The 12,497-nt window shown below is 41.7% G+C and carries 12 protein-coding genes; 3 read left to right on the forward strand and 9 right to left on the reverse strand.

Going from position 1 to position 12,497, the window contains the following annotated elements; genetic code table 11:
* Positions 1 to 13: 13 nt before the first annotated feature.
* The 4 genes from IEY18_RS15890 to mioC form a co-directional block, all read right to left on the reverse strand.
* Positions 14 to 802 (reverse strand): ParA family protein, encoded by a 789-nt coding sequence (locus IEY18_RS15890; protein WP_188922638.1) that lies wholly within the window; start codon positions 800 to 802, stop codon positions 14 to 16.
* A gap of 65 nt (positions 803 to 867) precedes the next feature.
* Entirely contained in the window at positions 868 to 1,494 is a 627-nt protein-coding gene (rsmG, locus tag IEY18_RS15895; RefSeq protein ID WP_188922640.1) for a 16S rRNA (guanine(527)-N(7))-methyltransferase RsmG, read from the reverse strand.
* Positions 1,495 to 1,609: 115 nt separating this feature from the next.
* Complete coding sequence (mnmG, locus tag IEY18_RS15900) at positions 1,610 to 3,499, reverse strand: tRNA uridine-5-carboxymethylaminomethyl(34) synthesis enzyme MnmG (RefSeq protein WP_188922642.1); 1,890 nt, start codon at positions 3,497 to 3,499, stop codon at positions 1,610 to 1,612.
* 450 nt (positions 3,500 to 3,949) lie between these two features.
* Positions 3,950 to 4,390, reverse strand: a complete 441-nt coding sequence (gene mioC / locus IEY18_RS15905) for an FMN-binding protein MioC (protein ID WP_188922644.1) — start codon at positions 4,388 to 4,390, stop codon at positions 3,950 to 3,952.
* Positions 4,391 to 5,288: 898 nt separating this feature from the next.
* Between mioC and IEY18_RS15910 the strand changes: the two genes are divergently transcribed.
* On the forward strand, positions 5,289 to 5,519 hold the full coding sequence (locus tag IEY18_RS15910) for a thioredoxin family protein (protein ID WP_188922646.1): 231 nt from the start codon (positions 5,289 to 5,291) through the stop codon (positions 5,517 to 5,519).
* A 164-nt stretch (positions 5,520 to 5,683) separates the two neighbouring features.
* Here IEY18_RS15910 and mnmE read toward each other — a convergent pair whose 3' ends face one another.
* From mnmE to rpmH, 5 genes are all read right to left on the reverse strand, one after another.
* The gene (gene mnmE / locus IEY18_RS15915) at positions 5,684 to 7,045 is read right to left on the reverse strand and encodes a tRNA uridine-5-carboxymethylaminomethyl(34) synthesis GTPase MnmE (RefSeq protein ID WP_188922648.1); all 1,362 of its coding nucleotides are present in this window, start codon (positions 7,043 to 7,045) and stop codon (positions 5,684 to 5,686) included.
* 115 nt (positions 7,046 to 7,160) lie between these two features.
* Positions 7,161 to 8,789, reverse strand: a complete 1,629-nt coding sequence (yidC, locus tag IEY18_RS15920; protein ID WP_188922650.1) for a membrane protein insertase YidC — start codon at positions 8,787 to 8,789, stop codon at positions 7,161 to 7,163.
* A 3-nt stretch (positions 8,790 to 8,792) separates the two neighbouring features.
* Positions 8,793 to 9,047, reverse strand: coding sequence for a membrane protein insertion efficiency factor YidD (gene yidD, locus IEY18_RS15925; RefSeq protein WP_188922652.1), 255 nt, complete (start codon positions 9,045 to 9,047; stop codon positions 8,793 to 8,795).
* Positions 9,014 to 9,370 carry a ribonuclease P protein component gene (rnpA, locus tag IEY18_RS15930; RefSeq protein WP_188922654.1) on the reverse strand — a complete coding sequence of 119 codons (357 nt, stop codon included), beginning with the start codon at positions 9,368 to 9,370 and terminating at the stop codon, positions 9,014 to 9,016. Before rnpA ends, yidD begins: the two co-directional genes overlap by 34 nt.
* Positions 9,371 to 9,388: 18 nt before the next feature.
* Positions 9,389 to 9,526, reverse strand: a complete 138-nt coding sequence (rpmH, locus tag IEY18_RS15935) for a 50S ribosomal protein L34 (protein ID WP_011758135.1) — start codon at positions 9,524 to 9,526, stop codon at positions 9,389 to 9,391.
* A gap of 441 nt (positions 9,527 to 9,967) precedes the next feature.
* Between rpmH and dnaA the strand changes: the two genes are divergently transcribed.
* The gene (gene dnaA, locus IEY18_RS15940) at positions 9,968 to 11,353 is read left to right on the forward strand and encodes a chromosomal replication initiator protein DnaA (protein ID WP_188922656.1); all 1,386 of its coding nucleotides are present in this window, start codon (positions 9,968 to 9,970) and stop codon (positions 11,351 to 11,353) included.
* A 16-nt stretch (positions 11,354 to 11,369) separates the two neighbouring features.
* The gene (gene dnaN / locus IEY18_RS15945) at positions 11,370 to 12,470 is read left to right on the forward strand and encodes a DNA polymerase III subunit beta (protein WP_188922658.1); all 1,101 of its coding nucleotides are present in this window, start codon (positions 11,370 to 11,372) and stop codon (positions 12,468 to 12,470) included.
* Positions 12,471 to 12,497: the final 27 nt, after the last annotated feature.

The raw sequence follows: 12,497 nt of genomic DNA on the forward strand, positions 1-12,497 counted from the left end.
CTAAATATCGACTCTATGCTTGCTTGGCAAGCGGTAACTGTTCTGAGCGGCGAATGATTTCACCAGCCAATGCCAAATAAGCTTTCGCTCCAGCACTGGTTTTATCGTAATACATTGCAGGAGCGCCAAAACTAGGAGCTTCGGCCAATCGCACATTTCGAGGGATCACGGTGCGATATACTTTTTCACCAAAATGTTGTTTTAACTGATCAGATACATCATTCGCTAAACGATTACGTGGATCGTACATCGTTCTTAAGATACCTTCGATCGCAAGTTCTTTATTTACCATGGCACCCAGCTTACTGATCGTATCCATCAATGCTGTTAACCCTTCTAAGGCATAATACTCACATTGCATCGGCACCAGTACAGAGTCAGCAGCTGACATTGCATTGACCGTTAACATATTGAGGGAAGGGGGGCAGTCAATAAAAATGAAATCATATTCATCTTTTACGACTTCAAGTGCTGTACGTAGTCGAACTTCTCGAGCAAAAAATTGCATCAGCTTAATTTCTGCAGCGGTGACATCTCCATTCGCTGCAATGAGGTCATACTTACCACTAGTATCGGTAATCACCACTTCATGAAATGGTTTTTCATCGACCAAAAGCTCATACGCAGTATTTTCGACTTCGTACTTGTCAACACCACTCCCCATGGTCGCATTACCTTGAGGATCAAGATCGATTAATAAAACTCGACGTTTAGTTGCCGCTAGAGATGCCGCCAGGTTTACGCAAGTTGTTGTTTTTCCTACGCCACCCTTTTGGTTGGCAACAGCAATAATTCTAGCCACGAGATCACCTGTAAAGTAGATAGTTTTGCTTCATTTCCAAAGTACGGCACGAATGCCATCACTTATTACTTTGCCTTTTTGACTATTTTAACTAAATGGCGCTGTTCGTCCATGTCTGGCACATTGAGAGAAATAACCTCTGTTATTTCAAAGTCTGCTGAAACAGCGTCCATCTCTTCTTGGCTCAATTGCCCTTTCAAGGCATAGAACTCACCTTGCTCAGTAGGAAGATGCTGACACCAAGATAACATATCTTCGATCGAAGCAAACGCCCTGCTTAAAACTCCATCAAACCCCAGCTCAGGTTGATAGGCCTCTACACGGCTCTCTACAGACTTTATGTTACGGATGCCGAGCTCAAATTGGACTTGTTTCTGAAAACGAATTCGCTTACCTAAACTATCAAGTAGTACGAACTCTTTATCTGGATTCATAATCGCAAGCGGGATCCCTGGCAATCCTGGCCCGGTGCCAACATCGATAAACCGCTGACCTTTTAAATAGGGACTCACAACTAAACTATCGACAATATGCCGGATTAACATTTGCTCAGGTGCTCGGACCGAAGTTAAGTTATAAGCCTTATTCCATTTATGTAACATGCCAACAAAATCGACTAACTGCTTCTTTTGTTCAGCAGTCGCCGATAAATGGATCTCTTTTAAATAAGACTCTAATCGCTCAAGTAGCACAGAAACACCTTTTTTAAACAAATACGAATTAAAACTCGGGTATTATGAAGGTCAAGAAAGACGAAGGGAAGCCCGAAAGCTTCCCTAAATCAGCATAGATAATTTGAATAATTACTTAAGCGCTCTTTCTGAGCAGCCCACGCTTCTTCAAATGAACTAGCAAAATGGAGATAGCCGCTGGAGTCACGCCTGAAATACGTGAAGCTTGCCCAATAGTTTCTGGTTTATGACCATTTAGCTTTGCGATCACTTCATTCGATAATCCTGGCACTTCTTGGTAATCAAGCTCACTGGGTAAGCCAGCCGTTTCATGGCGCATCGCTTTATCAATTTCATCTTGTTGACGTTGGATATATCCAGAATATTTCACTTGAATTTGAACCTGTTCTGCAGCTCTTGGATCTTCTATCGCCGGTCCAAATCCGTCGATCGACATCAATTTATCATAATCAAGTTCTGGTCGACGCAATAAATCTTCAAATCGAGCCTCACGATTTATCGGCGTATTCAGGTGAGGATTGAGAGCATCGACAAGCGGTGAGTTAGGATGAACCCAATGACTTCTTAGTCTTTGCAGCTCTGTTTCAATTGATTCCATTTTTTCACTAAACATGGCCCAGCGATGATCATCGATCAAACCAAGTTCACGGCCTTTTTCCGTCAAACGTAGATCGGCATTATCTTCACGCAATAGCAGTCTATACTCTGCACGACTAGTGAACATTCGGTATGGCTCTTTAGTGCCTAAGGTCGATAAGTCATCCACTAATACACCAAGATAAGCTTGGTCACGCCGTGGAGACCATGCATCCTTTCCTTGAACTTGTAAGGATGCATTCATTCCTGCAAGCAAGCCTTGTGCACCAGCTTCTTCATAACCGGTCGTACCATTAATTTGTCCAGCAAAAAACAGCCCACTAATAGCCTTTGTTTCTAAAGAATTTTTAAGATCTCTCGGATCAAAATAGTCATATTCAATAGCATATCCAGGGCGCATTATTTCTGCATTTTCCATTCCTTGAATCGAACGAACTAAATTGAGTTGGACATCAAATGGCAGGCTTGTAGAAATTCCATTTGGATAAATTTCACTCGTCGTTAACCCTTCTGGCTCAATAAAAATCTGGTGGGAAGATTTATCAGAAAATCGATGAATTTTATCTTCAATAGATGGACAGTATCTTGGTCCGATCCCCTCGATAACCCCTGAATACATGGGACTTCGATCTAATCCTCCACGAATAATGTCGTGGGTGCGTTCATTGGTATGAGTGACATAGCATGAAACTTGCTCTGGATGATCTTTGACATCACCAATAAACGACATCACAGGCAAAGGACTATCACCTTTTTGCTCTGTCATTTTACTAAAATTGATCGTATTGGCATCAATTCTAGGTGGCGTACCAGTTTTTAAACGTCCTACACGAATTGGTAGTTCTCTGAGTCGGTTAGCTAATGCGATGGCTGGCGGATCTCCAGCACGTCCACCGCTATAATTTTCTAATCCGATATGAATTTTACCACCCAAAAATGTGCCTGCAGTTAACACGATGGCTGGCGCTTCAAATGCCAAACCCATTTGGGTAACAACACCAATCACTTTATTATTTTCGACAACAAGGTCATCAACGCCTTGCTGAAATATGCGCAAATTGGCTTGGTGTTGCAGAATATTTTGTATTTTTAAGCGATAAAGATTTCGATCGGCTTGCGCACGAGTCGCTCTTACTGCTGGGCCTTTACTAGAATTAAGGGTTCTAAATTGAATACCTGAGAAGTCAGTCGCGATAGCCATTGCGCCACCAAGCGCATCGATTTCCTTGACTAAGTGTCCCTTTCCGATCCCACCGATCGCTGGATTACATGACATTTGTCCAAGCGTATCAATGTTGTGGGTCAATAATAGCGTTTTTGATCCCATTCTTGCTGCTGCGAGTGCGGCTTCAGTACCAGCATGGCCACCGCCAACAACAATAACGTCAAATCGCTCATGGAATTGCATTTATAAAACCTTCAGTAAAAATTATTCAAATTCTAAAAGACCAGAACTCGCCATTTTAGCACTTCATATCCGCTTGGTGGAAGATCAAATTTTCCTCATCAGATCGGTAAGGATCGGACTAATAGATCTTAAGATCTTTATATAGATCTATTTATTATGTTTACTATTAGGATCGCGCATTTCTGTGGGTAACCTTATTTACTCTTTAAAATCATAAGGTAACAGCTATTTTTTCTTGTGATCTTTTATCGATCTAACTATCAGAAGCTTGTGGGTAGATCGCCTATTTATCCACAGATGTTTTTTTGAACACCTGAGGTTGTGAATTACTCCCATGTTATGATCGGTTAAAATAATAGCTTATCCACAATTAATTATTTTAATAACTGAAATTGTGAATAAGTTTTATTGGTTTGTGGGTAAATCTTTATTGAACGACGCATTTATCGATTAAATTTTATGTAGCCAAGATTTGATCCAAGCAACAGCGGGTTCTTCAGGGATAGGATCTTGTTGTACATCGATCTCGATCTTATCCACATAAGGGGAGGCGTTTAGAGAATTCAGTAAACTTTCTAATTTTGCAGGGCCTTGGCAAAAGGTGTCATAACTTGAGTCACCAATGGCGCAAATAGCAAATTTTGTTCGGTTCAAATTTGGTTTTTCTCTATTTAACTGCTGATAAAAAGGTGTAATGTTGTCTGGTAAATCTCCTGCACCATGGGTTGAACTGACGATAATCCATAAAGCATCTGTTGCTATTTCACTAAGTTTAGGCTGCAGATGGATCTTTATTTGATGATTTGCCGCTTGCAATTGCTCATCTATTTCATCTGCAACATATTCGGAACCGCCTAATGTTGTGCCCACTAAAATCTCTATTTTTGCCATCTTGTAATCCTGAAAATTTTGACCATTTCGAGTCTAATGCTGATGTTTTGTTGTGTGATTATAGCGATAAATGCACATATCGCCGTGTTCTTTTTGTTTGTGTTTTGTACTCATACTGTAAAAAATTAGTCATTTTTTCATTGCTTTAATCAGTCTATAAAAATGTATCGCAGGTCACTATTTTTATATTTGTACCACTTACTTCTCAAAAAATGGTCCTTAAAAAACATTAAAAACCCCACTTGTCTCAATTTGGTTCTCAAAACACCTTTGCTATGTGATTTATATCTCGCTTGCTTGGTGCAACAGGTAAATATGACAAGCAATTGGCGACCTATATTTGGTCAAGTCCACAGACTAGAAAGAAACGAATGTCGATATTTCGAGTATTTCTGCAAAAAAAGGCATAGTAAGTTCACCTGAAAATCATTGTTATTTTCTCTGTAATAGTCAGCTATGACAGAGCTTACAGCCCGATGTCATTGAACGTATTTTAGTTCATCAATTCGGCTTGAGGAGATTCTTTGAAGCGCAATGATTTCAGCCAAGAATTTTGCAAAGGTGTTTAGCTTTGCAGGCTTGTTTGATTCTGTTTTTGGGGAGCCTTGAACTGGATCTTGCAAGCATTAAGAACTATGGAAAGGCGTAAAAGCGCTTTCCCTGGTGATGACGACGTGAAAAGCGCATATCTGGTCAATATGTAGTTTTTTCACCCGGTGTAGGCCCTTTAATTGGATGTGTAGGGATGCGAATCGAACCTATTCGTAGTGTATGGATACTTTCATACTCGGTCACTGCAATTTCAAAATAACAGGGCGAAAAGGCATTGCTAGCTGTTTTAATTGGTGAGCTGGCAGTATTTTTAGATTTTTGTCTTAATTTTTTTGGAGTATTTTTTATGAAAAATGTAAAAGTATTAGGTATGGGATGTCGTGCGTGTTACGACACAGCGAAGCTAATTTCTCAAATAGCAACGGAAAAGCAAATTGATATCGAGCTCCAAAAGCTCGAAGAGGTGAGTGATGTTCTTGAGTATGGTGTTCGTGCAACACCAGCCGTAGTCATCAACAACGAAGTCGTTCACATGGGAGGTATTCCTGCGAAAGAAGTTGTTGCTGAGTGGATTTAGTCTTACCTTTGTAAGATCTTTTCTAAAGCTCTCGTTATACGATGAAAAATAAAGAATAGCGGGACTTGTACAGACAAAAAGCGTAACCAAAAATATAAAGAAGGCCGGTAATTTAGGGATTACCGGCCTTTTTGATTTTTCAGTTGCAAATTATTACTACTTATTTATTTACCGATACAAAATGAGCTGAATATTTTGCCAAGCAGATCATCCGATGTAAATTGACCAGTAATTTCAGAGAGCGCCATTTGCGCCATTCTAAGCTCTTCTGCTAACAGCTCACCAGCCAGATAAACTTCAAGCTGTTCTTTACCGATCTGTAAATGGTTGCTGGCAAGATCAAGTGCTTCGAGGTGGCGCCTGCGTGCGATAAACCCACCTTCTAGATTACTCTGGTAACCCATTAATGACTTTAAGTGCTGTTTGAGTGCTTCTACGCCGAGACCTGTTTTTGCAGAGATCCGGTGAACACAATAGCCCTGTTCATCAGTTGTTGTTAACGTTTCGCCTGTTAAATCGGCCTTATTTCTAACAACAGTGACACCAAGATTTTTGGGTAAACGATCAATAAAGTCCGGCCATATATCATGGGGGTTGATAGCATCTGTGGTTGTACCATCGACCATAAATAGCACCCTATCTGCACTAGCTATTTCATCCCAAGCGCGCTCTATTCCTATTTTCTCGACCGTATCAACCGTGTCCCTTAAGCCTGCTGTGTCGATGATGTGAAGTGGCATTCCATCGAGATGAATGTGTTCTCTTAAGACGTCACGGGTTGTACCAGCGATTTCAGTTACAATTGCAGATTCTTTGCCTGCAAGGGCATTTAATAGGCTCGACTTTCCGGCGTTTGGACGACCGGCAATGACGACCTTCATCCCTTCTCGAATGATTGCGCCTTGTTTTGCACTTGCTTGTACAATATCAAGCTTATCTATAATTTTATAAAGTGCAGATGCAATTTTGCCATCGGAAAGAAAATCAACTTCTTCGTCTGGGAAATCAATTGCAGCTTCAACATATAAACGTAAGTTGGTGACTTGCTCTACGAGTTCATGAACTTCGGTTGAGAATTCACCTTGGAGAGAATTTAAAGCGCTTTTAGCTGCTTGCTCACTCGTGGCATCGATGAGATCTGCAATCGCCTCAGCTTGGGTTAAATCAAGCTTATCGTTCATAAAAGCTTGTTCACTAAACTCGCCAGGTTTTGCTATACGGATCCCAGGAACTTCCATGACCCGCTTGATTAGCATATCGAGAACTATCTGCCCACCATGGCCTTGAAGCTCAAGTACATCTTCACCAGTGAACGAGTTTGGCCCTTTAAAAAACAAGGCAATTCCTTGATCGATTACCTGTTGATTTCCATCCTTGAAATCACAATAGTCAGCATAACGAGGTTTTGGAATATGCCCGAGAATCGCTTTGGCTGCTTGGGTCGCTTTATCCCCTGAAATTCGAATAATACCAACGCCACCCCGACCGGGTGCAGTCGCTTGGGCGACGATCGTTTCTGTTGTCACTTTGGTGGTACCTGTCTTGGTAAGTATCATTTGATACTGGGATTGAATAAACAAAAATAAAGGCGGCTATATAAGCCGCCTTTTGAATTAGATAGAACCTAATTAGTCTTGCTGCTTATTTTAAGCCTTTCTTTTCCAGTTGGGCATAAATATATTTTTGTTGTGTAATCGCAACAAGGTTACCCACCAACCAGTATAGAACGAGACCAGCTGGGAACCATAGGAAGAATACTGTGAAAATAACAGGCATCCACTGCATCATTTTCACTTGCATCGGATCCATAGTCGGTGCCATGGGTTGCATTTTTTGCATGAGGAACATCGATAGACCCATTAAAATAGGCATGATGTAGTAAGGATCTTGTACTGACAAATCGTCAATCCAAAGGAAAAATGGCGCATGGCGCAACTCGACGCTTTCCATTAGCACCCAATACAATGCAATGAAGATTGGCATTTGTAATAGAATAGGAAGACAACCACCCATTGGGTTTACCTTCTCTTTCTTGTACAACTCCATCATCGCAGGTCCCATCTTTTGACGGTCATCGCCATACTTATCTTTAAGCGCTTGCAGTTTTGGCTGAAGGTTGCGCATTTTTGCCATAGAGGTGTATTGCGCTTTCGTCAGTGGATATAAACCACCACGAACAGTCAAGGTGATCAAAATAATTGCGATACCCCAGTTACCAACAAGCGACTGGAAGAACATCAAAAGCTTACTAATTGGAACTGCTAACCACCATAGGAAACCATAATCTACTACGAGGTTCAGGCTTTCAGAAAGTGCAGAAAGTGCAGGTTGATCTTTTGGACCAACATAGAACTCAGCTGAAATTAACTGTTGTGAATTAGGAAGAACATCAACGGCTTGACCAGTAAAACCAATATTTGCAAGGTTACCATTCGTGAGTCGAGTAAAGATTGTATTTACTTGCTCCGCAGGTGGAACCCAAGCAGATACAAAGTAATGCTGTAGCATTGCTGCCCAGCCACCTTTTGTCGCGACATTTAGGTTTTCATCTTGAATATCGTCAAATGCGTACTTTTCGTAGCGAGTATCTTGGGTAGAGTATGCGCCGCCTCGGTATGTCGGCATCATCATGCTGCCTTCAGCTTGGTTGATGCTTTGCTTGATTTGCCCATACATTTGAACTTGGAGGTTATCCGAAGTTGGGTTATCAATTTTATAACTTACAGAGATATTGTATTTGCCACGGTGGAATGTGAAGACCTTGGTATAAGTTGCACCATTGTCTGCGACAAATGTGAGTGGCACTTCTAAAGTATCTTTGTCGTCAGCAAGTGAATAGTGAGTAGATTCGCTGCTAAAGGCTGCACGACCAGCTTTACTATCGATACCTGCAGGGCCGATTAAGCCACTTTGTGCGATATAGGTGAATGAATGAGTTTGTTCAAGTAGAACAAAAGATTCTTCTGAATCGAGTTCGCGCGCATGGTTTAACAGCGCAGAATAGACGATATCACCGCCAACAGGATTGATTTTTAGGTCAAATTGGTCTGTTGTTACTGTAATTAGATCCTTTGATACAACTAATGCCTCAGGCATCGCAACAGCAGACTGAGGAACATCAGAACTATTTGTTGTACTGGCAGGGATTGATGCTGACGCAGAGATTTCTTGCGCAGCAGGTTGAGGAGCATTTTCCATTTGCCATTGTTGAAACAACAAGTAACTGACGAACAGTAGTCCTATTAGCAATATATTGCGTTGAGATTCCATAGCCTATTTATTACACCTATCTTTTTTAGGGGGGACGGGATCACTACCGCCAGCATGTAAAGGATGACATTTTAATATGCGTTTGAGCGCAAGCCAACATCCTTTCACTGTTCCGTGAGCCATAATTGCTTCAATAGCATAATGTGAGCAAGTCGGATCAAAACGGCAGCGGGGGCCCAGCATAGGGCTGATTATTATTTGATAGCCGCGAATTAACGCGGTTATTAGCCATTGTAGCGGCGACTTAGTTTTCGCCATAGCTTTTCTACCAATTTTTTTAGTTCGGGATTTTCCATCTCTAATACGCCACTTCTGACAAGGACAACAATATCCAAATCAGGCAGATCATGTTGATGCAGACGAAAGCTATCACGAACGACTCGTTTTACACGATTGCGTTGGTTTGCATTTTTTATGAAGCGCTTTGCTACAGTAAGTCCTAAACGAGGATGTTTCTCTTCGTTGGGTATAGCAAGAAGGGTTATTTCAGCAGAAGAAGCTTTGATGGGGTTGTTGAATACAGATTTAAATTGCGCGGGAGTTAACAAACGTAACTCCCGCGTAAAGGTGTAACTAGTCACCTGATTATCGTCCTGCTATTAAGCAGAAAGGCGAGCACGACCCTTGGCACGGCGGCGAGCCAATACCTTACGGCCATTTGCAGTCGCCATACGAGCGCGGAAGCCGTGAGAACGCTTGCGCTTCAGGTTGCTAGGTTGAAAAGTACGTTTACTCATGATGGCAATCCGTCTTTGTTAGTGAATAAACCTTATCCCTAAAATAGAGGTAAGGGCAAAAAAGAGGCCGAATTGTAATCACTTTAAGTTTTGCCGTCAATAAGCAAAGGGCTTTAGTGAGCAAATTCTGACACTATTTTTATTGATCATTTATGCTTTCTACACCATAGGATGTGGATAACTCTGTGAACGGACACTATATCTAGTGGTTTTACCGATCAATAAATAGATCAAACAGAGGGGATTATAGATCAAAGCTGATCCCTTAACCAAGCTGGATTTGCAGATTAATAGCGGGTTTGCGATCGGTTGCGATCTCAAATGATCACTATATTCACAGGATCATGATCGCGTTGGGGATAAATCTATTTTAAGGATAGCGATCAGCGCGTTCACACTATAGAATACCCTCTTTGAGTTTTGATCTTTGGGGATAAGTCCGTGGCGGTTTCACTTTGGCAACAATGTATCGGTAGGCTGCAAGATGAGCTTTCAGCTCAGCAGTTCAGTATGTGGATCAGACCGTTACAAGCTGAAATGGATGGGGATACCCTTGTTTTATACGCACCAAATCGATTTGTTTTAGATTGGGTAAAAGGCAAGTACATCAATATTATCAATCAGTTTTTTACTGAACAAATGGGCAGTGATGCGCCGAAGTTGCGGTTTGATATTGGTAGCCGACCTTCTGCTGCCAAACCAGATCAGCCTATCGCAACGTCAAAAAATAACAATCAGCCTAAATCTCAAGTCGCTAACCCTCGAGCTGCATTTAATGGCAATCAAGAACCAGCAGCGGCAAATTATCGGTCTAATATCAACCCAACATATCAGTTCGATAACTTTGTTGAAGGTAAATCGAACCAGCTGGGCAAAGCAGCTGCATTGCAGGTGGCAGAAAACCCTGGGGGCGCATATAACCCGTTATTTTTATATGGTGGCACCGGTTTGGGTAAAACCCATCTCCTGCATGCTGTCGGTAATGGCATTATAAAAAACAAACCGGATGCGAAAGTTGTCTACATGCATTCCGAACGTTTTGTGCAAGATATGGTGAAAGCACTTCAAAACAATGCGATTGAGGACTTCAAACGTTACTATCGCGGCGTAGATGCACTATTTATTGATGACATTCAATTTTTTGCCAATAAAGATCGATCCCAAGAAGAGTTTTTCCATACGTTCAACGCGTTGCTAGAAGGTAATCATCAGATTATCCTAACTTCAGATCGCTACCCAAAAGAAATTGACGGTGTAGAAGACCGACTTAAATCTCGATTTGGTTGGGGATTAACGGTTGCCATTGAACCACCCGAGTTAGAAACGCGGGTCGCGATTTTGATGAGAAAGGCTGAAGAGAGTGGCATTAACTTACCCGATGAAGTGGCGTTCTTTATTGCTAAGCGGTTGCGCTCGAACGTGCGTGAACTCGAAGGCGCACTGAATCGAGTGATCGCAAATGCTAACTTTACGGGTCGACCGATTACGATTGATTTTGTTCGCGAAGCGCTTCGAGATCTATTAGCGCTACAAGAAAAGCTGGTTACCGTAGATAATATTCAAAAAACGGTTGCTGAGTATTACAAAATAAAAATGGCTGACATGCTCTCAAAAAGACGTTCTCGGAGTGTTGCTCGTCCAAGACAAATGGCCATGGCATTATCAAAAGAATTAACGAACCAAAGCTTGCCTGAAATTGGGGATGCATTTGGTGGACGTGACCATACGACAGTGCTTCATGCTTGTCGAAAAATTGCTCAGTTACGGGAAGAGAGTCACGATATTAAAGAAGATTATGCAAACTTGATCAGAACTTTATCTTCTTAGTCAGGGAATAGAAACTATGAAATTTTCAATTGATAGGGATGCCCTATTAAAGCCGCTTCAATTGGTATGTGGAGCGGTAGAAAGACGACATAATTTGCCTATTTTGGCTAATGTTTTGGTTGAAGTGAGTGGTCACTCACTTAAGTTGACCGGAACCGATTTAGAAGTAGAGCTAGTCGGCCAAGCTGAGCTACAAGGCGATGTAGAAGAAGGCCGTACGACAGTGCCTGCGAAAAAGTTGCTTGATATTGTTAAGTCTTTACCGGATCAGGTTGAGCTTAAAATCGAACATCAGGAGAATCGTTGGTTATTGCGCTCTGGTCGTAGTCGCTTTACGTTAGCCACGCTTCCAGCTGAAGAATACCCTAATGTTGAGGCTTTCCAGGCAGACATTAATTTTACCCTGAAGCAGGGCACATTAAAGTCACTGATTGACGCGACACAGTTCTCGATGGCTAACCAAGATGTTCGTTATTATTTGAATGGTCTGCTTTTGGAAACGGAAGGCAATATCCTGCGTACCATTGCGACAGATGGTCATCGGTTGGCATTAAGTCATCGCATGATTGAAGCGTCATTGCCAGAGAAGCAAGTGATTGTTCCACGTAAAGGGGTTATGGAGCTGGTTCGTCTTATCGAAGATGAAGAACAAGAGATTTCCATTGCTATTGGTGATAATGCGATTCGTGCGACGACACCAACAGCTGTGTTTACCAGTAAGCTTGTTGATGGTCGCTTCCCCGATTACCGCCGTGTATTGCCAAAAGGCGGGGATAAGATTGTTATTGCGAGTCGAGGGCAGTTAAAACAAGCCTTAATGCGTGCTTCTATTCTTTCGAATGAAAAGTTCCGCGGGGTTCGTATTCAGCTTGAACAAAACTTGCTAAAAATTACTGCAAATAACCCAGAGCAAGAAGAAGCGGAAGAGATTATTGATGTTGAATATGAGAATCAAGAGTTAGAGATGGGATTCAATGTCAGCTATTTACTTGATGTACTCAATAGTCTGCGTAGTGATGATGTTCGTATTACGCTGATTGATGGTAACTCGAGTGCACTTATAGAGAACCATGTAGAAGAAGATTCTATGTATGTGGTTATGCCAATGCGCCTCTAAGAATCATTAGCCAAATTTTATTTGGTT

The organism is Shewanella gelidii (genome assembly GCF_014647855.1).
Classification (GTDB): domain Bacteria; phylum Pseudomonadota; class Gammaproteobacteria; order Enterobacterales; family Shewanellaceae; genus Shewanella; species Shewanella gelidii.

Coding starts and splice junctions, on each gene's coding strand:
- yidD (WP_188922652.1), bottom strand. CDS start 9,047: ATGGCGAAAACTAAGTCGCCGCTACAATGGCTAATAACCGCGTTAATT.
- rpmH (WP_011758135.1), bottom strand. CDS start 9,526: ATGAGTAAACGTACTTTTCAACCTAGCAACCTGAAGCGCAAGCGTTCT.
- mnmG (WP_188922642.1), bottom strand. CDS start 3,499: ATGCAATTCCATGAGCGATTTGACGTTATTGTTGTTGGCGGTGGCCAT.
- mioC (WP_188922644.1), bottom strand. CDS start 4,390: ATGGCAAAAATAGAGATTTTAGTGGGCACAACATTAGGCGGTTCCGAA.
- yidC (WP_188922650.1), bottom strand. CDS start 8,789: ATGGAATCTCAACGCAATATATTGCTAATAGGACTACTGTTCGTCAGT.
- IEY18_RS15910 (WP_188922646.1), top strand. CDS start 5,289: ATGAAAAATGTAAAAGTATTAGGTATGGGATGTCGTGCGTGTTACGAC.
- dnaN (WP_188922658.1), top strand. CDS start 11,370: ATGAAATTTTCAATTGATAGGGATGCCCTATTAAAGCCGCTTCAATTG.